The sequence below is a fragment of the Streptomyces sp. NPDC058307 genome, assembly GCF_042880295.1.
GTDB lineage: Bacteria > Actinomycetota > Actinomycetes > Streptomycetales > Streptomycetaceae > Streptomyces.
In genome coordinates this window covers 26,421-50,446 of record NZ_JBHVYZ010000054.1, presented here as the reverse complement: position 1 = coordinate 50,446, position 24,026 = coordinate 26,421, and the positions used below count along the sequence as shown (strand labels likewise).

Below are 24,026 nucleotides of genomic sequence, written 5' to 3'. Positions count from 1 at the left end.
TCCCCGCGCCCCTGAAGGGACGCTTCAGTGCATCTTGGTCAGGATGCTCCGTACTCGTCGGGCATCCCTCAGGCGTTGTTCGTACGTCGCTCCCAGGGCCAGGAGCAGGAGGCCGGCCAGGGCCGGGGGCACCCAGCGGGGGAGTGCGTCGGTCACCTGGACGAGGTACGGGGCCAGTTCGTGCAGGGCGTCCAGGAGCAGTACCGCGCCGCCCAGCAGGAGCGGGGCCTGGAGATGGTGGCGGGCGCCCGCCAGGGTGACCAGCAGGGCCGCCAGGCCGAGCAGCAGGGGGCGCGTCCAGTGGGGGTCGGCCCAGGCCGCGAAGAGGCTCGGCACGAGAGTGGCGGCCAGGCCGGGGGCGTACGCCGTCCAGGACGAGGTCCGCGGGTCACGGCGGTGACGCAGGGCGCCGACCACCAGGGCGGGGATCGTGACCGGGAGGGTGTAGGCCTCCGGGGTGCCGATGTCCCAGGCCGCCAGGCGGACCCAGGTGGCCGCGAGGAACAGGGCTGCGGCCGCGTAGCCGAGGGGGCGGCGGTCCACACGGACCGCCGTGCCCGCCGCGATCACCGCGCACAGCGCCAGGACCGTCGCGAGCAGGGGCAGGTCCGTCGCCGCCATCGCGACGGCGAGGACTCCGGCCGCCGCTCCGGCCGCCTCGGCCGGCACGGTGGCCTTCGGGTCGCCGAGGTGCGGGGCGAGCAGGGCCGCGGTCGCGGGGACCGCCAGGACCAGCAGGGCGGTGTGCGGCGACGACCAGTCCGCGGCGGCTCCCGTCGCGACGGCGAGTCCGGCACCGTAGGCGAGGGCGGTGGGGGCGGTGAAGGGGGCCAGGCGCCAAGAGGCCGCCGTGAAGAGCGCGATCAGACCGGAGAGCACGATCAGGGTTGCCGACTCGGAGGCGAGGGCGAGGAAGACGAGGCTCGCGGAGGTGCCCAGTACCAGGACCAGGGCGGTGCGGCTCTGCCGTCGGAACACGGCTGCCGTGAGGATTCCGGCCGTTGTGACGGCCTGGGTCAACAGGCCCGCGAAGTAGGGGAGTTCGAGCACGGCGGGGAGAGTGAGTGCCGTGGCCCAGGCCAGGCCCAGTGCGCCTGCCGTCGCCTTCGGACGCCAGGCCGCGTCCCGTACCACCAGGAACAGCACGGCCGCGACGGCTGCCAGGACCACCGGCACCGCCTCCGCGTGCGGCGGCCAGGCCACGTCCACGGTCACCGCCGTGCGGGCGTCCGACGGGGCACCGGCCCACGCCCGCGAGGCCCAGGCGAGCGGGCCCAGCACCACGACACCGACGACGGGCAGGGCCCACAGCAGGGCCAGCGCCTGTACGGCCCCGGAGGCCCAGGCCAGACCCCGCCGTACCGTCTCCGGCAGCCGGTCGAGCCGAAGGGCCGCCAACAGGGCGATGCCGAACGCCAGATGGGCGGGGACGGTCCACAGTTCGGGCAGCAGGGGCCGTGCCGTGCCGCCGAGCGCGGCCACCGCGAGCAGTCCGGAGGCGACAGCGAGCCCGAGGGCCCGCCCGTCCGCCCGCGCTGCCGTACGACCGCCCTGCCAAGCGGCGGCCAGCGCGATCGCGCTCGCGAGGAGAAGGAGCGCCGCCGCACGGGCGGCGGCGCTCGGTCCGGAGGCTGTCCAGGACAGCCAGCCGGCGGCCAGTACGCCCAGGCCGCCCACTCCGTACGCACCGATCGCGGCGACGACGCGCAGAGACCTGGACGCCGTCCGCAGCGCCACGAGCGTGTCGAACCCGGCCGTCACGAGGAGTGCGGCAGCGAGCCCGTACGAGCCCGCGTCGGCCGCGATCGCCCAGAAGAACAGCGGGAGTTGGGCCGCGACCAGGGCGGCCGGGCGCGGCAGGCGCAGCTCGGAAGCGCGCGGCAGGAGGCCGTACGCCGCCCAGAGGCCCGCCAGCAGGGCCGAGACGACCGCCGTGTACGGCGCCCCGGCGGTCTCCGGGAACACGGCCCCGTGCAGCGCGACCCCGTCCAGGACCGTCAGAGCCAGCCCCAGTCCCGCCACCGACTCGGCCGTCGAGCGCAGCCCGCGCTTCAGCAGCGGGAGCGGTGCGGCGAGCGCGGCCGTCGTGACCGCGCCGAGCACCAGGGCCCGGCCGGCGATCCCCAGGTGACCCCAGCTGACCAGCGTGAACACCATCGCCGCCACGGTGAGCAGAACACCGCCGAGCACCAGGAGCACGTTCTGCACGCTCGGTGCGCTCGCCTCGGAGCGAGGGGTCGTGGCGGGCGTCGGTCCGGTCGGCTGCGGCGGCTGCCACTTCGGCTGCCAGTTCTGCTGGAGCGCGGTGACGAGCCAGGCGCGTCGGGCCAGCAACTGGGCTCGGCGGGCGTCCAGTTGCCACAGCTCGGCGTCGAGAAGCCGCAGCTCCTCGGCCGGGGGCGGGATGTGCGTCATGCCCTGAGTGTGGGCTGGGTCACGCGGCGCGACATGAGTACGGGTACTCAAAACATACTCGGATCCGATGCCAGACTCTCCCCATGGACTGGACCCGATACCGCTTCCGCACCCTGTGGTCCCTGCCCGCGAAGCCCGCCGTCGTCTACGACGCCCTGGAACGCGCCGAGGACTATCCCCGCTGGTGGCCCCAGGTGCGCGAGGTGCGACGGCTCGACGACACCACTGGCGTGATCACGATCCGCGCCGTGCTGCCGTACGACCTCGTCTTCACCGCGCGCGAGGTGCGCCGCGACCGGGAGGCCGGGGTGCTGGAGATCGCGATGAACGGTGACCTCGACGGCTGGGCGCGCTGGACGATCACCGCGGACGGCGACGGCAGCCTCGCCCGCTACGACCAGGTCACCGAGGTGCGCAAGCCGCTGCTCCGGCGCTTCGCCGTGCCGGGACGGCCCATCTTCCTGGCCAACCACCGGGTGATGATGCGCGCCGGGCGGCGAGGGCTGGCCGCCTACCTGGAAGGGGTTGCCAACTGCTTGCCGGGGAGCATGTGCAAGGGCTGTTTAACTCGATCGTGTGATGGTCGGCTTCCTGGCTTGCGGCGTCCTGGGCCGTTCGGCCTATGGTGATCGTGCGGCCTGGGGACACCGGGTACGGCGCCAGCGTGCGGGGCCCCCGCTCCACCGGAGTGATGGTTCGGGGCCTCCCCGTCGCCTCTGGCCGTGCCCATCTGGCCGGGTCGCGCAGGGAACCGGCCTCCCGGGATCGGACCATGGACAGGATCCGTGTCGCTGCCTCGGGGTTGAGTACGCCGGAGACCTGGGGGTACCTCCCACGCCCTTAAGGCAGTGGGGGAGCGCCCAAGACCGTTCGGGGCGTGCGGCTGAGCGGAGTCACTCATGCTCAGTCCACAGGAACGGTTTGAAGGAAACCCGCGGGGACCTGTATTGTTCAGTGCGTTCCCGGGCGATTAGCTCAGTGGGAGAGCGCTTCGTTCACACCGAAGAGGTCACTGGTTCGAACCCAGTATCGCCCACCGGGAAAAGCCGGTCCGTCTCAGACGGGCCGGCTTTCCGCATGCTCGGTCACGCTGCATGCTCGGTCACGCCGCCGCGGGCAGATCCGGGCGCAGCGGCCACGCCGGGTCCACCGACTCCTCCGAGCCGCTGCGCGCGAACCAGGCCTGCAGGCCCCGCGCCTGGGCCGCGTGCCACACCGCCTGCAGGTTGTGCAGCTCCAGCGGTTCCAGCCGCTCCAGCCGGGCGGCGAAACGGCGCCCGACCGCCCGTACGACATCCAGCGCGGCCTGTGCGTCGGCCGCGGCGTCGTGCGCGCCGTCCAGCGCGACGCCGTAGTGCTCGCACAGGTCGGTGAGGGTGCGGCGGCCCTTGCGGTAGCGGTCCAGGTGCTTGTCGAGGACCCGCGGATCCAGCACCAGCAGCGGCGAGGAGTCCAGCCAGCGGTCCAGCGACGAGGCGCGGTGGCGGCGCAACTCGCGGTCCAGGATCGTCAGATCGAACGGCGCGTTCATCACCACCAGCGGACGGCCCGCGGTCGCCTGCTCCGCCAGCGTCTCGGCTATCTCGAACATCACCGGCGCCGGCCAGCGGCCGTTGAGCTGGAGGTGTTCCTCCGTCAGCCCGTGCACCTCCGTCGCCCCGGCGGGCACCGGGACGCCCGGGTTGACCAGCCACCGGCTCACCCGCGGCCGGGTGCCCGCGGCGTCCTGGACGACGACGGCGGCCGACACGATGCGGTCGGTCTCGACGTCCACGCCGGTGGTCTCGGTGTCGAAAGCGGCCAGGGGCCCTTCGTACCAGCACGTCATACCTACTCAACCCCTCGTTCACCCACGGCAGCTGACGCCCCGTCTTCTGCCCCGTTTGGTGATACCCGGGCTGTTTGCGACGTACGCCGGAAGGACACAACAGGAGTGCGGGTCTTTGCAGTTCAGCGACCCGGTGTGGGATTCATGTGGCCCTTGTGAGGGCATGTCACTTGGCTTGGAAGGCTGTTGGTCATGGCGATAGCGCAGCCCGAGCGGGGCGGGCTGCTGCCCGAACGCACGGGCCCCCTTCGCGGCACGCTCGCCACCACCGCCTGCATGGAGACACTGCAGGTGGGCTATCTGCACGCCGTCGCGGCGGCGGCCGGCTGCTCGTTGTCGCAGCCCTTTCCGGACAACGGCATCGACTGGCACGTCAGCCACGGCTCGCCCGGACACACCGTCGACGACGAGGTCACCATCAAGGTGCAGCTCAAATGCACCTACCAGGTCGCGCCCAACCCGCCCGGCCGCTTCTTCTCCTTCACGCTCGACAACGACCACCTGCGCAAACTCGCCCGCACCCCGGTGTCGGTCCACAAGATCCTGGTGGTGATGCTCGTGCCGAGAACCCAGGACGACTGGCTGCGCGCCGGCCACGACCGCCTCGACCTCAGACACTGCTGCTACTGGGTCAACCTCGCCGGCCACCCCATCACCGGCCGGACCCGGACCACCGTGCGGATCCCCACCAACCGCATCTTCGACGACCGGGCGCTGTGCGAGATCATGACGCGCGTCGGGACGGGAGGCAGACCATGACCCACCGCCCGCTGCACGAGCCACTGCGTGCCGTACGCCCCCACCCGGAGGCCCACTGGGACCGTTCGCCGACCCCCGACGAGGTCGACCCGGCCGTCCTGAGCGCTCTGCTGCACCGGCACGGCTGGCAGCGGCGCGGGGGCGCCCCGGGACGCTACGGCCGCTGGACGCCACCAGGACCGGGCGGCGGCGGAACCAGCCTGCTCGTGCCCGAGAGCCGCGCCTTCCCCGACAGCGAGGACCTCCTCGGCGAGGCCCTCGTCGCCCTGTCCCGCAGCGGCACGCCCTCCGCGCGCGAGGTGCTCGTCGGCCTCGCCGTGCCCAGCGACGAGATCCGCTGGTGGCGGGACGTCCCGACCGGCCCCGCCGACACCACGCCCTGGACCGTCGAGGAGCAACTGCGCGCCGCCGCCCGCCAGACCCTGCTCGCCGGCGCGCTCGCCACCCGCGCGCGTGCCGGCTACTACGGCGCCCGTTACCGCCGTACGGCGGCCGCGTCCCTCGACACCGTCCTGGTCGGCTCCGCCGCCGGGGGCCGCCGGCTCACCGCCTTCGTGCCCGTCGGCACCGGCCGCCCCCTCGCCGTCCGTCTCCACCAGGCTCTCCACGCCACCCGCGAGGCCATCGACTACCGGCGGGCCACCGGGGGCATGGACGCCTTCGACGGGGCCGTGGAGGCGGGCGTCAGCCGTGAGCTCACCGAGGCACTGATCGCCCTCGTGCGCGGTACGGAGGGCGCGCGCATCGCCGTCGAGTGGGCGCCCGCGGCCGGGGTCCCCGACGGGTGCGCGGCCTCCGCCGAGGCCGTGGAGTTCTCGCCGGGCGACCTGTCCGTGCTGCGCGAGGCCGGGGCCCGTTTCCTGCACGAGGAGCCCTCCGTCGCGGTGCGGATCACCGGCACTGTCGTGCGGATGCGCAGGTCGGGTCCGCGCGGGGACGGGTCGGTACGGCTGCGGGTGATCGCCGGCGCCGAGATACCGCACGTCCGGCTGACCCTGGACGAGGAGGCGTACCGGATCGCCGGGCACGCCCACCTCGTCGGGCTCCCGGTCCGGGTGCACGGCAGGCTGGAGAGCCGCGGCGGCTTCCGTCGGCTCACCGGGGCCACGGGCGTGGTGCCCGTGCAGGTCGACGAGGCCGAGCGGGACCGGCTGATGAAGTCCCTCCAGGAGAATCTCGACTTCTTCGAGGAGGCCTGCGGAGAGTCCGGTGAGGAGTCCTTCGAGGAGTCCCGCGCAGGGGACTGATTTCGCGCTGGTGGGTGCCGGGTCGGTACGATCCCCTATTGCGCGCGCTCCCGGTATGGCGCCGCACCCACCTTCAGTCAGGAGAGACCGGTGTCAGACGTCCGTGTGATCATCCATCGCGATTCCGAGCGGGAAGAGCGCGTGGTGACGACGGGCACTACGGCCGCCGAGCTCTTCGCCGGCGAGCGCTCGATCGTCGCCGCGCGCGTGGGAGGCGAGCTCAGGGACCTCGCGTACGTCGTGTCCGAGGGCGAGGAGGTCGAGGGCGTCGAGATCTCCTCCGAGGACGGTCTCAACATCCTGCGCCACTCCACCGCGCACGTGATGGCGCAGGCCGTGCAGGAGCTCTTCCCCGAGGCCAAGCTGGGCATCGGCCCGCCGGTCAAGGACGGCTTCTACTACGACTTCGACGTCGAGAAGCCGTTCACGCCCGAGGATCTCAAGGCCATCGAGAAGAAGATGCAGGAGATCCAGAAGCGCGGGCAGCGCTTCAGCCGTCGTGTGGTGACCGACGAGGCGGCCCGTGAGGAGCTATCGAACGAGCCGTACAAGCTGGAGCTGATCGGTCTCAAGGGCTCCGCGTCCTCCGACGACGGCGCGGACGTCGAGGTCGGCTCCGGCGAGCTGACGATCTACGACAACCTCGACGCCAAGACCGGCGACCTGTGCTGGAAGGACCTCTGCCGCGGTCCCCACCTGCCCTCCACCCGCAACATCCCGGCGTTCAAGCTGATGCGCAACGCGGCCGCCTACTGGCGCGGCAGCGAGAAGAACCCCATGCTCCAGCGCATCTACGGCACCGCCTGGCCGACCAAGGACGAGCTGAAGGCGCACCTCGACTTCCTCGCCGAGGCCGAGAAGCGCGACCACCGCAAGCTGGGCAGCGAGCTCGACCTGTTCTCCATCCCGGAGCAGATCGGCTCCGGCCTCGCCGTCTTCCACCCCAAGGGCGGCATCATCCGCCGGGTGATGGAGGACTACTCGCGCCGCCGTCACGAGGAGGAGGGCTACGAGTTCGTCTACACCCCGCACGCGACGAAGGGGAAGCTCTTCGAGCAGTCGGGCCACCTGGACTGGTACGCCGACGGCATGTACCCGCCCATGCAGCTCGACGAGGGCGTGGACTACTACCTCAAGCCCATGAACTGCCCGATGCACAACCTGATCTTCGACGCGCGCGGCCGCTCCTACCGTGAACTCCCGCTGCGCCTCTTCGAGTTCGGGACCGTGTACCGGTACGAGAAGTCGGGCGTCGTGCACGGCCTCACGCGTGCGCGTGGCTTCACGCAGGACGACGCACACATCTACTGCACCCGTGAGCAGATGTCGCAGGAGCTCGACAAGACGCTCACCTTCGTCCTCGGCCTGCTGCGCGACTACGGCCTGACCGACTTCTACCTGGAGCTGTCCACCAAGGACCCGGAGAAGTTCGTCGGCTCCGACGAGGCCTGGGACGAGGCCACGGAGACGCTGCGGCAGGTGGCGGAGAAGCAGGGCCTCCCGCTCGTGCCCGACCCGGGCGGCGCCGCCTTCTACGGACCGAAGATCTCCGTCCAGACCAAGGACGCGATCGGCCGGACCTGGCAGATGTCGACGATCCAGCTGGACTTCAACCTGCCGGAGCGCTTCGAGCTGGAGTACACCTCGCCCGACGGCTCCAAGCAGCGCCCGGTCATGATCCACCGGGCCCTGTTCGGCTCCATCGAACGGTTCTTCGCGGTGCTCCTGGAGCACTACGCGGGCGCCTTCCCGGCCTGGCTGGCCCCGGTCCAGGCGGTCGGCATCCCGATCGGCGACGCGCACGTCGAGTACCTGGAGAAGTTCGCCGCGGCCGCCAAGAAGCGGGGGCTGCGCATCGACGTGGACTCGTCCTCGGACCGGATGCAGAAGAAGATCCGCAACGCCCAGAAGCAGAAGGTGCCCTTCATGGTCATCGCGGGCGACGAGGACATGTCGGGCGGCTCGGTCTCCTTCCGCTACCGCGACGGCTCGCAGGAGAACGGCATCGCGTTCGACGAGGCCATCGCGAAGATCGTGAAGGTCGTGGAGGAGCGGGCACAGGTCTGACCCTTTTGCGCGCGAGGGCCCCCGGGAAGCTCAGCTCCCCGGGGGCCTCTCGTCGTCCTCCCGCGCGAAAACCTGGAGCAGCCAGGAGGCGAAGGCCCCGGTCACCGCGCCGAGCAGGGCCAGCCCGATGGCCATCACACCGACCGCGATCAGGCGTCCGAGCGGGGTGACCGGTACGACATCGCCGTAGCCGACGGTGGCGAGGGTGGCGCAGGTCCACCAGACGGCGTCGCCGAAGGTGCGCATGGTCGTACCGGGCGCGTGGTGCTCCTGCTGGAAGACGGCTAGGGCACCGGTGAAGCCCAGCAGCAGGGCCGCCAGACCGGCGTACACGATCACGCGCGCGTGCAGGGCGAGCCGGGGTCGGCCGCGGCGGCGCTGCACGGCCTCGTACAGCTTCACCACTCTGAGCGGCCGCAGCAGCGGCAGGAGCAGCACCACGGTGTCCAGCACATGCGTCCGTACGAAGCGCAGCCGCTGTCCGCTGAGGCGCCAGCGCACCGCGTAGTCGACGGCGAACAGCGCCCAGGCGGCCAGCGTCACCGCGAGGCAGAGGTCTCGCGCGGCATCCGGGAGACAGCCGGCCAGGACCTGGAGCGCGTACGCGGCGAGGAAGGCCAGGGAGGCGACGGCGAGGGGGATCTCGGCGCGCTGCTCCCAGCGGGCCGCTCGGTGGGCGGTGTCGAGGGGTGGGCGATCCGGTGTGCCGTGGGCTTGACGGGCTCCGGTGTCGTAGGCCTCGGGGTCGTCGGTGCCGTGGGTCTCGTGACCTGGTGCGCCGTGGCCATGGTGTTCGCCGGTGCTGTGGGCCCTGCCTGCGCCGGAACCGGGTGCCTTGTGAGCGTCGGAGCCGTCGGCCCCGCGCGCGTCGGAGCCGTCGGCCCCGCACCCGACGTTGCCGTCGGTCTCGTGCCCGTTGCTGTCGGGGCGCGTGCCGGTGTCGTCGTCCACCCGCTCAGCTTGGCCCGGGCCGGTTTTCGCACAACCCCGCCGACACGGCGCGAACGGGCGAAGCAATATGCTGCTTTGCATGACGAGTGAGCCGGAGCAGCAGTTGGGAGTGGGGACGCAGGACGCGTTCCAGCGTCTGTGGACACCCCACCGGATGGCCTACATCCAGGGCGAGAACAAGCCGACCGGCCCAGGTGCCGACGACGGCTGTCCCTTCTGCTCGATTCCGGCCAAGTCCGACGAGGACGGTCTGATCGTCCGGCGCGGCCGGCTGGTGTACGCGGTGCTCAACCTCTACCCCTACACCGGCGGTCACCTGATGGTCGTGCCCTACCGTCATGTGGCCGACTACACCGACCTCACCGAGCCGGAGACCGCCGAGCTGGCCGCGTTGACCAAGCAGGCGATGACGGCCCTGCGGACGGCCTCAGGGGCGCACGGTTTCAACATCGGCATGAACCAGGGCACCGTCGCCGGCGCCGGTATCGCCGCCCATCTCCACCAGCACATCGTCCCGCGCTGGGGCGGCGACACGAACTTCATGCCGGTCGTCGGCCACACCAAGGTGCTGCCGCAACTGCTGGGCGACACCCGCAAGATGCTCGCGGAGGCGTGGCCGGGCGAGTGACACAGGGGCCGCCGATCCGCGGCCCCCTTCACCCTCCTCACCTCTACGCGTCGTAGAGATCCGCCTTCTGCGGGGTAACCTCCTGCACCTGCGTGCTCAGGAAGCCCGCCCGCGTGCCGAACTTCTCGGTGTCCACGCCGTTGTCCCGCAGGACCCGGATCGCCGCCGAGTGCACGACCCTGAGGACCGGGGTCGCGGCGCGCAGCGCGTCGTCGGCCATGAAGCGGTGCCGCCACGGCTTGTCCGCCCAGGCGTGCCGCAGACCGAACGGTTCGGGCAGGGCCAGCGAGCCGCCGAGCCAGTTGAGCAGCGGTGGAAACCGGGTCAGGGGCGCCCGGGCGGTGAGCCGGACCACCTCGTCCGCGTCGACCAGCGGAAGCTTGATCTTCTTGGTCTCCCAGAACTTGACCTGCTTGGCGACTTCCTTCTCCTTGGCCGCCGGCTTCGAGGTGAACAGTCCGTGCACCGGCCCCAGGGCGTGCCCGGTGACCTCGATGCGCAGCGTCTCGTGCAGCACGGTCACCGTGATCAGCATGGTCAGGACCAGCTGTCCCTCCCAGAGGGTCCACTGGACGCCCAGGTAGTGCCGGTCGCCGCCGCCGAACTGCTGCTTGTTGCAGATGTCCTGTATCGCGTGGGTCTTCACCTGGTAGGCGTCCACGTCCGTGCCTCCCGGCCGGGACACCTCCTTCGCGCCCTCCGCGATCGGTGTGACGATCCAGTGGCGTACGGACGGCTTCGGGAAGCCGCCGGTGTTGATCGTGTTGCGCTCCAGCATGCGCAGTTGGTCGTGGATGGAGCGGATGACGTCCCAGCTGCGGAAGGGGTGGATCTCCCGGGTCGGGTCGGCGGACACCAGGTCCTCGGCCAGCTGCCAGCTGCCCCAGCGGGTGCCCATGCCGAGTATCCCCTTGGGGCCGGCGTAGAAGACCGAGTTGGACTGCTGCTCGGCGCTGAGCGTGGCCAGGGACTGGCGCAACTGCTCGGCCGCGGTCTCGCCGGGGTTGCTCGGCACCGCCTCGGGCACCTTCGCGCCGACGCTGCTGCCCGCCAGCAGACTGGCCCAGCGGTCCCGCAGATCCCTCGCGGTGCGCTCGCAGATCTGCTTGGCCCAGAACCAGCCGACGACGGGCAGGGCCACGCACGCGCGTGCGTACAAGCCCCAGAAGCCGGAGAACGGCATCTTGATCAGGAAGAGCACCGCGAGCGCGCCCATCGCGACGAGCAGCGCCGTGCCGAGCGCGCCGGCCTGCTTGTCCTCACGCCTGGCGATGTTGGTGCGCAGTATGAAGACCATCAGCCAGACGAGAAGCCCCGGCAGGAAGAGCACACCGCACAGCACCATCACGGCGGTCAGCCAGTTGTCGCGGTCCCGGCGGATGTTGTTCGCCGCGAGACAGTGCTCGACCACGACCTGCGGCTCGGCGCCGAAGGACTGGATGAGCGGCTTGCGGCCCGCGCCGAGCATGCGGGTGATCACGGCCGTGGAGAAGGCCTCACCCAGGTTGGGACGGAAGATCTTCGCCCACCTGCGGCCGCCCTTGACGGCCGACTGGTGCCATTCGTTGTTGGCCTTGAGGATCTCCTCCACCGGATTGTCCCGATAGGCCGCCGAGGCCAGCGCGAACGTCGCCGTCTGCGCCTCGTCGCCCGTGCGCGGCACCTGCGGACCGAAGATGTCCGCGTAACCGCCGTCAACGGTCATTCCCGCCCCCGATCGCCGCCGGACTCACCCACTGCGGCTTTCCCGACTTCCTTGCTTCGCACACCTGTTGATCAGGTCATCAGCGTATCGGTACGCGCTGACATTGGTCGGCGGACGGCCGAAGCCGCCCGCCGATTCGGAGGGGAGCGTTCCACAAACGTCACCCGAGGGGCACCGAACGCCACTTGTGCGGTGTCCGGGCCCAACTACGACGCCGCTCGCGCCTCTTCACGGATCCGCTCGGCGATCTGCGGCGGCATGGGTTCGTGCCGCGCGTAGGAGCGGCTGAAACGCGCGGTGCCGTGTGACAGGGACCGGAGGTCGACCGCGTACCGGCCGATCTCGATCTCGGGCACCTCGGCCTTGATGAGCGTGCGCCCGCCGTTGGTCTGCTCGGTGCCCAGCACCCGGCCGCGCCGCCCGGACAGGTCGCTCATCACGGCGCCCACGTAGTCGTCGCCGACCAGCACGGACACCTCGGCGACCGGCTCCAGCAGATGGATCCTCACGTCGGCCGCCGCCTCCCTGAGGGCCAGCGCCCCGGCCGTCTGGAACGCGGCGTCCGAGGAGTCCACGGAGTGCGCCTTGCCGTCCAGCAGCGTCACCCGGACGTCGATGAGCTGATGGCCGGTGGCGACCCCCCTGGCCGCCTGCGCCCGTACGCCCTTCTCCACGGACGGGATGAACTGCCGTGGCACCGCGCCGCCGACGACCTTGTCCACGAACTCGATGCCCGAACCGCCGGGCAGCGGCTCCACCTCGATCTCGCAGATGGCGAACTGCCCGTGCCCGCCGGACTGCTTCACATGGCGGCCGCGCCCGGTGGACTTCTCGGCGAAGGTCTCCCGCAGGGACACCCGGTGCGGTACGACGTCCACCTGCACGCCGTACCGGCTGCGCAGCCGCTCCAGTGCCACGTCGGCGTGCGCCTCGCCCAGGCACCACAGGACGACCTGGTGGGTGTCCTGGTTCTGTTCGAGCCGCATGGTCGGATCCTCGGCGACCAGCCGGGAAAGGCCCTGCGAGAGCTTGTCCTCGTCGGCCTTGCTGTGCGCCTGGATGGCGAGCGGCAGCAGCGGGTCCGGCATCTCCCACGGCTCCATGAGCAGCGGGTCGTCCTTGGCGGAGAGGGTGTCGCCGGTCTCCGCGCGGCTGAGTTTGGCCACGCACGCGAGGTCGCCCGCGATGCAGTGCGTCAGCGAGCGCTGCTGCTTGCCGAAGGGGGCGGACAGCGCGCCGATGCGTTCGTCGACGTCATGGTCCTCGTGCCCGCGGTCGGCGAGCCCGTGCCCGGAGACATGGACCGTCTCGTCGGGACGCAGGGTCCCGGAGAAGACCCGCACCAGCGAGATCCGGCCGACATACGGGTCGGACGCCGTCTTCACGACCTCCGCGACCAGCGGCCCCTGGGTGTCGCACGCCTTGATCTCACGCGGCTTGCCGTCGATGGTCCTCACGCCCGGCGTGGGGTGTTCGAACGGTGTGGGGAAGCCGCCCGTGACCAGCTCCAGCAGCTCGACCGTGCCGAGCCCCTGCCTGGCGCCCTCGGCGGCGGGGGCGGCGGCCAGGACCGGATGGAACACCCCGCGCGCGACGGCCCGCTCCAGGTCCTGCACGAGCGTCTTGAAGTCGATCTCCTCACCGCCCAGATAGCGGTCCATGAGGGTCTCGTCCTCGCTCTCCGAGATGATCCCCTCGATCAGCCGGTTGCGGGCCTCCTCGATCCCCGGCAGCAGGTCCTCGCCCGGCTCGGACTCCTTGCGCTCCCCGGACGAGTAGTCGAACAGCTTCTGCGACAGCAGTCCGGTCAGCCCGGTCACGGGCGCGTGCCCGTCGGGCGCCTGCGGGCCGCGCAGCGGGAGGTAGAGCGGGAGTACGGCGTCGGGGTCGTCGCCGCCGAAGGCCTGCGCGCAGATCCGCGTCATCTCCTCGAAGTCCGCCCGCGCGGCCTCCAGATGCGTGATGACGATCGCGCGGGGCATCCCGACGGCCGCGCACTCCTCCCACACCATGCGCGTGGAGCCGTCCACCCCGTCCGAGGCCGAGACGACGAAAAGGGCCGCGTCCGCCGCTCGCAGACCGGCCCTGAGTTCCCCGACGAAGTCGGCGTATCCGGGGGTGTCCAGAAGATTGATCTTGTACCCGTCCCATTCGACGGGCACCAGGGAGAGCTGTACCGAGCGTTGCTGCCGGTGCTCGATCTCGTCGTAGTCCGAGACGGTGCCGCCGTCCTCCACGCGGCCCGCCCGGTTCACTGCTCCCGCGGTGAGCGCGAGAGCTTCCACCAATGTCGTCTTGCCCGATCCGGAGTGGCCGACCAGCACCACATTCCGTACGGACGCGGGGTGGTCGGCCGCTGTTGCCCTGCCGGCGGCTCCGGGGTGTGCATTCGCCTTGTCGCCCATGGCCTTGCCTCCCGTGCACGGTGAGGTCTCTGTGGGCGCGGACATGCGGACCCGCGTGCGGTGCGGCTCCGGTGACGCCCGCGGTCCTTCGAGCTTTCCACTCCCGTCACGGTGCGTCCATACGACGGACGCGATCGCCCGGTGACCCGGATGCCGCGAGCCCGTGACACGGCTACGGGTGCCCGGCCGTCACCCACGCGCGCGCGTGGCTACGATGGGCCAGCCGGTGGCCAGCAGGGGCCGCGCGGCGACACCGACCCTCGGGAAGGCCATGCTGAACAAGTACGCGCGTGCTTTCTTCACGCGTGTTCTCACGCCGTTCGCCTCGTTCCTGATCAGAAGGGGCGTCAGCCCCGACACGGTCACGCTCCTCGGCACCGCCGGAGTGGTCGCGGGCGCACTGGTCTTCTATCCCATGGGCGAGTTCTTCTGGGGGACGGTCGTGATCACGCTGTTCGTGTTCTCCGACCTCGTCGACGGCAACATGGCCCGCCAGCTCGGCCGCTCGAGCCGCTGGGGCGCCTTCCTCGACTCCACCCTCGACCGGGTCGCCGACGGCGCGATCTTCGGCGGCTTCGCGCTCTGGTACGCGGGGGGCGGCGACGACATCACCCTGTGCGCGGTCTCCATCTTCTGCCTGGCCAGCGGCCAGGTGGTGTCGTACACGAAGGCCCGGGGCGAGTCGATCGGGCTGCCGGTCGCCGTCAACGGCCTCGTCGAGCGCGCCGAGCGCCTGGTGATCGCCCTGACCCTGGCGGGCCTCGCGGGCCTGCACAAGTTCGGCGTGCCCGGCATCCAGTACCTGCTGCCGATCGCCCTGTGGGTCGTCGCCGTCGGCAGCCTGGTCACGCTGATCCAGCGGGTCGTCACGGTCCGCCGGGAGTCCGCGGAGGCCGAGCAGGCCGCGGAGGAGCCCTCCGGCACCGGTCCGGCTGCCGGGGAGTCCCGGGAGCAGGGGAGCGAGGCCGCGAAGTGAGCGCCCATGACCGGCTCACGGACTCGCTGTACGGCCTCGGCTGGGGCGTGGTGAAGAAGCTCCCCGAGCCGGTCGCCGTGCGTCTCGGCCGGAGCATCGCCGACCTGGCCTGGAGGCGGCGCGGCAAGGGCGTGCTCCGGCTGGAGAGCAACTACGCGCGCGTGCTGCCCGACGCGAGCCCGGAGCGCCTCGCCGAGCTCTCGCGCGCGGGCATGCGGTCGTACCTGCGCTACTGGATGGAGTCCTTCCGGCTGCCCGCCTGGAGCAAGGACCGCATCAGGGGCGGTTTCGACCCCAAGGGCCTGCACCACCTCACCGACGGCCTCGCCGCCGGCAAGGGCGTCGTCCTCGCGCTGCCGCACATGGCCAACTGGGACCTCGCCGGCGCCTGGGTCACCACCAAGCTGGGGACGCCGTTCACGACGGTGGCCGAACGGCTCAAGCCGGAGACGCTCTACGACCGTTTCGTCGCCTACCGCGAGGGCCTCGGGATGGAGGTGCTCCCGCACAGCGGCGGCACCGCCTTCGGCACGCTGGCCAGGCGGCTGCGCGACGGCGGCCTGGTCTGCCTGGTCGCCGAGCGCGACCTGTCGTCGTCCGGGGTCGAGGTCCGGTTCTTCGGCGAGGCGACCCGTATCCCCGCGGGCCCGGCCCTGCTGGCCCAGCAGACGGGCGCACTGCTGCTGCCGGTGACCCTCTGGTACGACGACTCGCCCGTCATGCAGGGCAGGGTGCATCCCCCGGTCGAGGTGCCCGAGACAGGTACGCGGGCCGAAAAGACGTCTGTCATGGCACAGGCGCTGGCCGATGCCTTCGCCACCGGCATCGCCGACCATCCGGAGGACTGGCACATGCTGCAGCGCTTGTGGCTGAAGGACCTCGAGCCCCGACCGTCGGACGGGGCCCGCCCGTGAGAATCGGCATCGTCTGCCCGTACTCCTGGGACGTACCGGGTGGCGTCCAGTTCCACATCCGCGATCTCGCCGAGTACTTCATCCGCCTCGGCCACGAGGTGTCCGTCCTCGCCCCGGCCGACGACGACACCCCGCTGCCGCCGTACGTCGTCTCGGCCGGCCGCGCGGTCCCGGTGCCGTACAACGGCTCGGTGGCCCGTCTGAGTTTCGGTTTCCTGTCGGCGGCACGGGTGCGCCGCTGGCTGCACGACGGCGAGTTCGACGTGGTGCACATCCATGAGCCGTCCTCGCCGTCGCTCGGCCTGCTGACCTGCTGGATCGCCTCGGGACCGATCGTCGCGACCTTCCACACCTCCAACCCGCGCTCCCGGGTCATGGTCGCCGCGTACTCGATCCTCCAGGCCGCCCTGGAGAAGATCAGCGCCCGGATCGCCGTCAGCGAGTACGCCCGCCGCACGCTCGTCGAACACCTCGGCGGCGACGCGGTGGTGATCCCGAACGGCGTGGACGTGGACTTCTTCGCCAGGGCCGAGCCGAACCCGCAGTGGCAGGGCGGCACGATCGGGTTCATGGGCCGCATCGACGAACCCCGCAAGGGCCTGCCGGTGCTGATGAAGGCCCTGCCGAAGATCCTCGCGGAGCGCCCGGGGACCCGGCTGCTGGTCGCCGGACGCGGCGACGAGGAGGAGGCGGTGGAGTCGCTTCCCGAGGAGCTACGCGCGCGCGTGGAGTTCCTCGGCATGGTCAGTGACGAGGACAAGGCGCGCTTCCTGCGCAGCGTCGACCTGTACGTCGCCCCCAACACCGGCGGCGAGAGCTTCGGGATCATCCTGGTCGAGGCCATGTCGGCCGGGGCTCCTGTGTTGGCGTCGGATTTGGACGCTTTCGCCCAGGTCCTGGACCAGGGCGCGGCGGGCGAGCTCTTCGCCAACGAGGACGCGGACGCGCTCGCCGAGGCGGCGGTACGGCTGCTCGGTGACCCGGCGAGGCTGTCCGAACTGCGCGAGCGCGGCAGCGCGCACGTCCGCCGGTTCGACTGGTCGACCGTCGGGGCGGACATCCTGTCGGTCTACGAGACGGTGACGGCGGGCGCGGCGGCGGTGGCGGCGGCGGACGACGACCGGGGGTGGGGGCTGCGGGCACGGCTGAGGCTCGCGCGCGACTGACGCCGTGGCGGCCTTGGGGGAGGGCCTGCCGGAGTCGGTGACAGGATCACGGGCCCGGCAAGGCCCGACGCGCGACCACGTGCCGCTGAGCCTCCCGGACGCGCCCCCGCGTCCGGCACGCACGTCCACGTCGGCGCCTGACCCATCCCGCACCGAACCGCCCCGATAGCCTTGCTGCCCGTGACTCCCACCCTCATCTGGATTCTCGTCGCGCTGGTCGCGATCGGCCTTTATCTGAGCTGGACCGCGGGCCGTCTCGACCGGCTGCACGCCAGGATCGACGCCACGCGCGCGGGCCTGGACGCGCAGCTGCTCCGCCGCGCCTCCGTGACCCAGGAGCTGGCCACCTCGGGCGTCCTCGACCCGGCCGCGTCGATCGTCCTGTACGAGGCCGCGCACGCCGCCCGGCAGGCGGAGGAGGAGCAGCGGGAGGTCGCCGAGAGCGAGCTGAGCCAGGCGCTGAGGGCCGTGTTCGCGGAGCCGGCGCAGGTGGAGGCGGTGCGCGAGGCGCCCGGGGGAGAGGCGGCCGCCCACGAACTCACCGAGGCCGTACGCCGGGTCCCCATGGCCCGCCGCTTCCACAACGACGCCGTAGGCGCCGCCCGCCGCCTGCGCCAGCACCGCAAGGTCCGCTGGTTCCGCCTGGCCGGCCATGCCCCCTTCCCCATGGCCTTCGAGATGGACGACGAGCCACCTGCGGCCCTCGTGGACCGGGCCGGGTAGGACCCGTGACCGGCGTCAGCTGCCGCGTCTTCCGGGGCCTGGAGGGCAGGGCAACCGGGCCCGGCCCGGGAGCGCCGGCGCGCTGCGGGTCAACGGCTTGGCGCGACCGGATCGTCTGGGACCAGGACCGGCGTCAGCCGCAGCGTCGTGCGTGGCCCGGAGGGCAACGTGATCCGGCATCCGGATGCGCCGCGTCGGCGCGTCGGCCGTGGTGGATCGGGTCGGACAGGACTGTGGCGGGTGTCAGCCGCAGTGTCGTGCGTGGCCCGGAGGGCAACGAGAACCGGCCCGGCTGGGAAGCCCCGGCGCACTGCGGCGCGACGGCTTGGCGCACGGGCACGAGTCGCCCAGGGCCCTGGTGGACCGGGCTGGGTAGGACCTGCCCGACGTCGGCCGCCGGGTCTTCCGGGGTCTGGAGGCCAGCGAGAATCGGCCCCGGCTGGAAAGCGCCACGGCTTCGCGGACCGGCACGAGTCGCCCGCCACACCTCGGTGGATCGGCCGCGTAGGACACTGCCGACGTCAGCCGTCGCGTCGTCCGTGGCCCGGAGGGCAATCAGATCCAGCCATCGATTGCGATGTGCCCTGACGCTGCCGCCCGCAGCCCCGCGGACCAGCGCCCCCGCACCCCACAGCAGCAAAAACGATCCACCGCCTCCCCATTGGCCCTTGCTGTGGCCTGCTCCGGTGGCGTTTCCTCGGTGCTGCAGTAGTCCCTTTCACTTCAGCGAGGTCAACCCGTGTCCAGCATCGAGAACCAGGCTCCCGAGACCGGCACCGCGCGCGTGAAGCGCGGTATGGCGGAGCAGCTCAAGGGCGGCGTGATCATGGACGTCGTCACGCCGGAGCAGGCGAAGATCGCCGAGGACGCGGGCGCCGTCGCCGTCATGGCCCTGGAGCGGGTCCCGGCCGACATCCGCAAGGACGGCGGCGTGGCGCGCATGTCCGACCCGGACATGATCGAGGGCATCATCGAGGCTGTCTCGATCCCGGTCATGGCCAAGTCCCGCATCGGCCACTTCGTCGAGGCCCAGGTCCTGCAGTCCCTCGGCGTCGACTACATCGACGAGTCCGAGGTCCTCACCCCGGCCGACGAGGTCAACCACTCCGACAAGTGGTCCTTCACGACCCCCTTCGTCTGCGGTGCCACCAACCTGGGCGAGGCCCTGCGCCGCATCGCCGAGGGCGCGGCCATGATCCGCTCCAAGGGCGAGGCCGGCACCGGCAACGTCGTCGAGGCCGTCCGTCACCTGCGCCAGATCAAGAACGAGATCGCACGGCTCCGCGGCTACGACAACCACGAGCTGTACGCCGCCGCCAAGGAGCTGCGCGCCCCGTACGAGCTGGTCAAGGAGGTCGCCGAGCTCGGCAAGCTCCCCGTGGTGCTGTTCTCCGCCGGTGGCGTGGCCACCCCCGCCGACGCCGCGCTGATGCGCCAGCTCGGCGCCGAGGGCGTCTTCGTCGGCTCCGGCATCTTCAAGTCCGGCGACCCCGCCAAGCGCGCCGCCGCCATCGTGAAGGCCACCACCTTCTACGACGACCCGAAGATCATCGCGGACGCGTCCCGCAACCTCGGCGAGGCCATGGTCGGCATCAACTGCGACACCCTCCCCGAGACCGAGCGCTACGCCAACCGCGGCTGGTAACCACTCATGAGCACTCCTGTCATAGGCGTCCTGGCCCTTCAGGGCGACGTCCGGGAGCACCTCGTGGCCCTGGCCGCGGCCGACGCCGTGGCCAGGCCGGTGCGGCGCCCCGACGAACTCGCCGAGGTGGACGGCCTCGTCATCCCCGGCGGGGAGTCCACCACCATCTCCAAGCTGGCCGTCCTGTTCGGCGTGATGGAGCCACTACGCGCGCGCGTGCGCGCAGGAATGCCCGTCTACGGCACCTGCGCGGGGCTCATCATGCTGGCCGACAAGATCCTCGACCCGCGCTCGGGCCAGGAGACGATCGGCGGCATCGACATGATCGTGCGCCGCAACGCCTTCGGACGTCAGAACGAGTCCTTCGAGGCCGCGGTCGACGTGAAGGGCGTTCCGGGCGCCCCGGTGGAGGGCGTCTTCATCCGCGCCCCCTGGGTGGAGTCCGTCGGTGCCGAGGCAGAGGTGCTGGCCGAGCACGGCGGCCACATCGTCGCGGTCCGTCAGGGCAACGCGCTCGCCACGTCGTTCCACCCGGAACTGACCGGCGACCACCGCGTGCACTCTCTCTTTGTCGACATGGTGCGCGCGTACCGGACGCGGGAGTCCTTGTAGGATCTCAGGCGTTGGTTGCAGAGATGGGTTACGCGAAGGAGACAGGCAGATGTCCGGCCACTCTAAATGGGCCACGACGAAGCACAAGAAGGCCGTGATCGACGCCAAGCGCGGCAAGCTCTTCGCGAAGCTGATCAAGAACATCGAGGTCGCGGCGCGGATGGGCGGCGTGGACCTGGACGGCAATCCGACGCTGTACGACGCCGTGCAGAAGGCGAAGAAGTCGTCTGTTCCGAACAAGAACATCGACTCCGCGATCAAGCGTGGCGGCGGTCTCGAGGCCGGCGGCGCCGACTACGAGACGATCATGTACGAGGGCTACGGCCCCAACGGCGTCGCGGTGCTCATCGAGTGCCTGACCGACAACCGCAACCGCGCCGCCTCCGACGTACGTGTCGCCATGACCCGCAACGGCGGCAACATGGCCGACCCCGGTTCGGTGTCGTACCTCTTCAACCGCAAGGGCGTCGTCATCGTGCCCAAGGGCGACCTCACCGAGGACGACGTGCTCGGCGCGGTCCTGGACGCGGGCGCCGAGGAGGTCAACGACCTGGGCGAGTCCTTCGAGATCCTCAGCGAGGCCACCGACCTGGTCGCCGTCCGCACCGCTCTCCAGGACGCCGGGATCGACTACGACTCGGCCGACGCCAACTTCGTCCCGACCATGCAGGTCGAGCTGGACGAGGACGGCGCCAGGAAGATCTTCAAGCTGATCGACGCCCTCGAGGACAGCGACGACGTCCAGAACGTCTTCGCCAACTTCGACGTCAGCGACGAGGTCATGGAAAAGGTAGACGCCTGAGCCGACGCTCAGCTTCCAACGGGCCGACGGGACACACCCGTCGGCCCGTCGCTTTGTCAGTGGCACCCGATAGCCTGCACAAACAGGCGAATCGAGGAGAGGGGGGCGCGTGCGCGTACTCGGGGTGGACCCCGGTCTCACGCGATGCGGCGTCGGCGTGGTCGAGGGGGTCGCGGGCCGGCCGCTCACGATGATCGGCGTCGGGGTCGTACGCACGCCCGCGGACGCCGAGTTGGGGCAGCGGCTCGTCGCCGTCGAGCAGGGCATCGAGCAGTGGCTGGACGAGTACCGGCCCGAATGTCTCGCCGTGGAGCGGGTGTTCAGCCAGCACAACGTCCGTACGGTGATGGGCACCGCCCAGGCCAGCGCCGTCGCCATGCTGTGCGCCGCCCGCCGTGGCATCCCCGTCGCCCTGCACACCCCGAGCGAGGTCAAGGCCGCCGTCACCGGCAGCGGCCGCGCCGACAAGGCCCAGGTCGGCGCCATGGTCACGCGCCTGCTGCGGCTCGACGCGCCGCCCAAGCCGGCCGACGCCGCCGACGCCCTCGCGCTCGCCATCTGCCACATCTGGCGCGCGCCCGCCCAGAACCGACTCCAGCAGGCGGTCGCCCTGCACGCAGCCACAGCACGGAAAGGCCGTACGGCATGATCGCCTTTGTGAGCGGCACGGTCGCCGCACTCGCTCCCGACACCGCGGTGGTCGAGGTCGGCGGTGTCGGCATGGCGGTGCACTGCACGCCGAACACGCTGTCGACCCTGCGTCTGGGTCAGCCGGCCAAGCTCGCCACCTCCCTGGTCGTGCGCGAGGACTCCCTCACCCTGTACGGCTTCGTCGACGACGACGAGCGCCAGGTCTTCGAGCTGCTCCAGACCGCCAGCGGAGTCGGCCCGCGGCTGGCCCAGGCCATGCTGGCCGTGCACGCGCCGGACGCGCTGCGCCGAGCGGTGGCCACGGGTGACGAGAAGGCGCTCATCGCCGTACCCGGCATCGGCAAGAAGGGCGCCCAGAAGCTGCTCCTTGAGCTCAAGGACCGGCTCGGCGAGCCGATCGGCGCCCCCGCGGTCGGCGCCCCGGTCAGCCAGGGCTGGCGCGACCAGCTGCACGCCGCCCTGATCGGCCTCGGCTACGCCACCCGCGAGGCCGACGAGGCCGTCACCGCCGTCACCCCGCAGGCAGAGGCCGCCGAGGGCACTCCCCAGGTCGGCCGGCTGCTGAAGGCGGCCCTGCAGACCCTGAACCGCGCCCGCTGACCCACCCGACATTGAGGCACATCACATGAACTGGGACGACACCACCGGCGAGACCGCCGACGAGCGGCTCGTCGGTGCGTCCGCCGACCGTGAGGACCAGGCCGTCGAGGCCGCCCTGCGCCCCAAGGACCTGGACGAGTTCATCGGCCAGGAGAAGGTCCGCGAACAGCTCGACCTGGTCCTGCGGGCCGCACGCGCGCGCGGAGCCACCGCCGACCATGTGCTGCTCTCCGGCGCCCCCGGCCTCGGCAAGACCACCCTCTCGATGATCATCGCGGCCGAGATGAACGCTCCGATCCGGATCACCAGCGGCCCCGCCATCCAGCACGCCGGCGACCTCGCGGCGATCCTCTCCTCCCTCCAGGAGGGCGAGGTCCTCTTCCTCGACGAGATCCACCGCATGTCGCGGCCCGCCGAGGAGATGCTCTACATGGCGATGGAGGACTTCCGCGTCGACGTCATCGTCGGCAAGGGCCCCGGCGCCACCGCCATCCCGCTGGAGCTGCCCCCCTTCACCCTGGTCGGCGCCACCACCCGCGCGGGTCTGCTGCCGCCCCCGCTGCGCGACCGCTTCGGCTTCACCGCGCACATGGAGTTCTACGAACCCGCCGAGCTGGAGCGCGTCATCCACCGCTCGGCCAACCTGCTCGACGTCGAGATCGGCTCCGACGGCGCCGCCGAGATCGCGGGCCGCTCCCGCGGCACGCCCCGTATCGCCAACCGTCTGCTGCGCCGGGTCCGCGACTACGCCCAGGTCAAGGCCGACGGAGTCATCACGCGGGACATCGCCGCGGCGGCGCTCAAGGTCTACGAGGTCGACGCCCGCGGCCTGGACCGCCTCGACCGCGGAGTCCTGGAGGCCCTGCTCAAGCTCTTCGGCGGCGGCCCGGTCGGCCTGTCCACGCTCGCCGTCGCGGTGGGCGAGGAGCGCGAGACCGTCGAAGAAGTGGCCGAGCCCTTCCTCGTCCGGGAGGGTCTGCTCGCCCGCACCCCGCGCGGACGGGTCGCCACCCCCGCCGCGTGGGCCCACCTCGGCCTCACCCCGCCCCGCCCGGCAGCCACGGGAAACGGACAACAGGACCTGTTCGGGACGTGACGCGATCGTGACGGCGCGGGCATTGGCCGGGTCAGGAACCCTGGTGCCATGCTGAGCGTTGTTCACTGCGCGCGGACTCGCTTAGACTCCGCCGATGCCGCCCTTGTCGGCGGCAGACATACCCCCAACCATCAGGCCGCTCACCTCGCGGTCGCGTGAAGGAAGTACCGACCCGTGAGTCTCGTGACCCTCCTCCCGTTCATCGTGCTCATCGGGGCCATGTTCCTGATGACCCGCTCGGCCAAGAAGAAGCAGCAGCAGGCCGCCAGCATGCGGAACGACATGCAGCCCGGCAGCGGCGTCCGCACCATCGGGGGCATGTACGCCACGGTCAAGGAGGTCAACGAGGACACGGTCCTCCTCGACGCCGCTCCCGGCGTCGAACTTCTCTTCGCGAAGAACGCCATCGGTGCCGTCCTGACCGACGACGAGTACAACCGCATCGTCCACGGCATCGAGCACGACCTGAAGTCCGACTCCGACGTCGTCCCCGACGACGCCTCCTCCCTCACCGACACCGAGACCGACGAGCCCGCCGACGAAGCTGCCGCCGCCTCCGACGAGAAGTCCGTCGACCTCGGTAAGAAGGACACGGCCGAGGAGCCCGCCGACGACGCGCCCGCCAAGGCCGACGTCGAGACCGAGGCCGAGGCCGTCGAGGCGAAGCCGGACGACGAGCCGAAGAAGACCGACGGCGACTCCGGAGCGAAGTAGTCGCACTCCGGGGCGCGCGGACCAGGTCCGCGCGCCCCGGACCTGCGCGGCTCGCACGGGATCCCGACACCAGTCATGGCCGCCCGCTCGCCGACCCGGCGCGAGAGCGGCCCGAGAGGGAG

General features: G+C 71.3%; 20 protein-coding genes, 1 tRNA gene and 1 pseudogene. 17 read left to right on the top strand and 5 right to left on the bottom strand.

The annotated features are described in order from the left end of the window. Positions 1 to 24: 24 nt before the first annotated feature. Positions 25 to 2,415 carry an SCO7613 C-terminal domain-containing membrane protein gene (locus ACFVYN_RS30980; RefSeq protein WP_390004464.1) on the bottom strand — a complete coding sequence of 797 codons (2,391 nt, stop codon included), beginning with the start codon at positions 2,413 to 2,415 and terminating at the stop codon, positions 25 to 27. A gap of 83 nt (positions 2,416 to 2,498) precedes the next feature. On the opposite strand from ACFVYN_RS30980, the pseudogene ACFVYN_RS30975 reads away from it, so the two are divergent. Both ACFVYN_RS30975 and ACFVYN_RS30970 read left to right on the top strand, forming a co-directional pair. Then, a pseudogene (locus ACFVYN_RS30975) lies at positions 2,499 to 2,942 on the top strand (SRPBCC family protein); the annotation flags it as partial. 437 nt (positions 2,943 to 3,379) lie between these two features. Beyond that, positions 3,380 to 3,451, top strand: a tRNA-Val gene (locus ACFVYN_RS30970). A gap of 66 nt (positions 3,452 to 3,517) precedes the next feature. Here ACFVYN_RS30970 and ACFVYN_RS30965 read toward each other — a convergent pair. Continuing rightward, positions 3,518 to 4,243 carry a 3'-5' exonuclease gene (locus ACFVYN_RS30965; protein WP_390004461.1) on the bottom strand — a complete coding sequence of 242 codons (726 nt, stop codon included), beginning with the start codon at positions 4,241 to 4,243 and terminating at the stop codon, positions 3,518 to 3,520. A 192-nt stretch (positions 4,244 to 4,435) separates the two neighbouring features. On the opposite strand from ACFVYN_RS30965, the gene ACFVYN_RS30960 reads away from it, so the two are divergent. From ACFVYN_RS30960 to thrS, 3 genes are all read left to right on the top strand, one after another. Then, the gene (locus tag ACFVYN_RS30960; RefSeq protein WP_356109715.1) at positions 4,436 to 5,002 is read left to right on the top strand and encodes a DUF4365 domain-containing protein; all 567 of its coding nucleotides are present in this window, start codon (positions 4,436 to 4,438) and stop codon (positions 5,000 to 5,002) included. Then, positions 4,999 to 6,249: a hypothetical protein gene (locus tag ACFVYN_RS30955; protein WP_390004458.1), complete on the top strand. Its 1,251-nt coding sequence runs from the start codon at positions 4,999 to 5,001 to the stop codon at positions 6,247 to 6,249. The genes ACFVYN_RS30960 and ACFVYN_RS30955 overlap by 4 nt, the downstream gene beginning before the upstream one ends. Positions 6,250 to 6,339: 90 nt before the next feature. After that, positions 6,340 to 8,316: a threonine--tRNA ligase gene (gene thrS, locus ACFVYN_RS30950; RefSeq protein WP_390004455.1), complete on the top strand. Its 1,977-nt coding sequence runs from the start codon at positions 6,340 to 6,342 to the stop codon at positions 8,314 to 8,316. 30 nt (positions 8,317 to 8,346) lie between these two features. Here thrS and ACFVYN_RS30945 read toward each other — a convergent pair whose 3' ends face one another. Further along, the gene (locus ACFVYN_RS30945) at positions 8,347 to 8,958 is read right to left on the bottom strand and encodes a potassium channel family protein (protein WP_390004489.1); all 612 of its coding nucleotides are present in this window, start codon (positions 8,956 to 8,958) and stop codon (positions 8,347 to 8,349) included. Positions 8,959 to 9,334: 376 nt separating this feature from the next. Here ACFVYN_RS30945 and ACFVYN_RS30940 point away from each other — a divergent pair, with 376 nt between their 5' ends. Next, entirely contained in the window at positions 9,335 to 9,895 is a 561-nt protein-coding gene (locus tag ACFVYN_RS30940) for an HIT family protein (RefSeq protein ID WP_390004453.1), read from the top strand. Between the two features lie 43 nt (positions 9,896 to 9,938). On the opposite strand, the gene ACFVYN_RS30935 is transcribed toward ACFVYN_RS30940, so the two are convergent. Both ACFVYN_RS30935 and ACFVYN_RS30930 read right to left on the bottom strand, forming a co-directional pair. Further along, positions 9,939 to 11,600, bottom strand: coding sequence for a hypothetical protein (locus tag ACFVYN_RS30935; protein WP_390004451.1), 1,662 nt, complete (start codon positions 11,598 to 11,600; stop codon positions 9,939 to 9,941). A gap of 206 nt (positions 11,601 to 11,806) precedes the next feature. Then, positions 11,807 to 14,005, bottom strand: coding sequence for an elongation factor G-like protein EF-G2 (locus ACFVYN_RS30930; protein WP_390004486.1), 2,199 nt, complete (start codon positions 14,003 to 14,005; stop codon positions 11,807 to 11,809). Positions 14,006 to 14,219: 214 nt separating this feature from the next. On the opposite strand from ACFVYN_RS30930, the gene pgsA reads away from it, so the two are divergent. The 11 genes from pgsA (at position 14,220) to yajC (ending at position 23,904) form a co-directional block, all read left to right on the top strand. Beyond that, positions 14,220 to 14,981, top strand: a complete 762-nt coding sequence (gene pgsA, locus ACFVYN_RS30925) for a phosphatidylinositol phosphate synthase (RefSeq protein WP_390004484.1) — start codon at positions 14,220 to 14,222, stop codon at positions 14,979 to 14,981. Continuing rightward, entirely contained in the window at positions 14,978 to 15,895 is a 918-nt protein-coding gene (locus tag ACFVYN_RS30920; RefSeq protein WP_390004449.1) for a phosphatidylinositol mannoside acyltransferase, read from the top strand. Before pgsA ends, ACFVYN_RS30920 begins: the two co-directional genes overlap by 4 nt. Beyond that, the gene (locus ACFVYN_RS30915; RefSeq protein WP_390004447.1) at positions 15,892 to 17,061 is read left to right on the top strand and encodes a glycosyltransferase family 4 protein; all 1,170 of its coding nucleotides are present in this window, start codon (positions 15,892 to 15,894) and stop codon (positions 17,059 to 17,061) included. The genes ACFVYN_RS30920 and ACFVYN_RS30915 overlap by 4 nt, the downstream gene beginning before the upstream one ends. Before the next feature lie 180 nt (positions 17,062 to 17,241). Beyond that, positions 17,242 to 17,784: a hypothetical protein gene (locus tag ACFVYN_RS30910; protein WP_352390000.1), complete on the top strand. Its 543-nt coding sequence runs from the start codon at positions 17,242 to 17,244 to the stop codon at positions 17,782 to 17,784. Positions 17,785 to 18,523: 739 nt separating this feature from the next. After that, entirely contained in the window at positions 18,524 to 19,429 is a 906-nt protein-coding gene (gene pdxS, locus ACFVYN_RS30905; protein WP_057614185.1) for a pyridoxal 5'-phosphate synthase lyase subunit PdxS, read from the top strand. A gap of 6 nt (positions 19,430 to 19,435) precedes the next feature. After that, entirely contained in the window at positions 19,436 to 20,041 is a 606-nt protein-coding gene (gene pdxT / locus ACFVYN_RS30900; RefSeq protein WP_390004443.1) for a pyridoxal 5'-phosphate synthase glutaminase subunit PdxT, read from the top strand. 49 nt (positions 20,042 to 20,090) lie between these two features. Continuing rightward, on the top strand, positions 20,091 to 20,843 hold the full coding sequence (locus ACFVYN_RS30895; RefSeq protein ID WP_390004440.1) for a YebC/PmpR family DNA-binding transcriptional regulator: 753 nt from the start codon (positions 20,091 to 20,093) through the stop codon (positions 20,841 to 20,843). 109 nt (positions 20,844 to 20,952) lie between these two features. Beyond that, positions 20,953 to 21,492, top strand: coding sequence for a crossover junction endodeoxyribonuclease RuvC (ruvC, locus tag ACFVYN_RS30890; protein ID WP_390004436.1), 540 nt, complete (start codon positions 20,953 to 20,955; stop codon positions 21,490 to 21,492). Next, entirely contained in the window at positions 21,489 to 22,094 is a 606-nt protein-coding gene (gene ruvA, locus ACFVYN_RS30885; protein WP_390004432.1) for a Holliday junction branch migration protein RuvA, read from the top strand. The genes ruvC and ruvA overlap by 4 nt, the downstream gene beginning before the upstream one ends. A 25-nt stretch (positions 22,095 to 22,119) precedes the next feature. Next, the gene (gene ruvB, locus ACFVYN_RS30880; RefSeq protein ID WP_390004430.1) at positions 22,120 to 23,190 is read left to right on the top strand and encodes a Holliday junction branch migration DNA helicase RuvB; all 1,071 of its coding nucleotides are present in this window, start codon (positions 22,120 to 22,122) and stop codon (positions 23,188 to 23,190) included. Between the two features lie 174 nt (positions 23,191 to 23,364). Then, positions 23,365 to 23,904 carry a preprotein translocase subunit YajC gene (gene yajC, locus ACFVYN_RS30875; protein ID WP_390004427.1) on the top strand — a complete coding sequence of 180 codons (540 nt, stop codon included), beginning with the start codon at positions 23,365 to 23,367 and terminating at the stop codon, positions 23,902 to 23,904. The last annotated feature ends 122 nt before the right edge of the window (positions 23,905 to 24,026 follow it).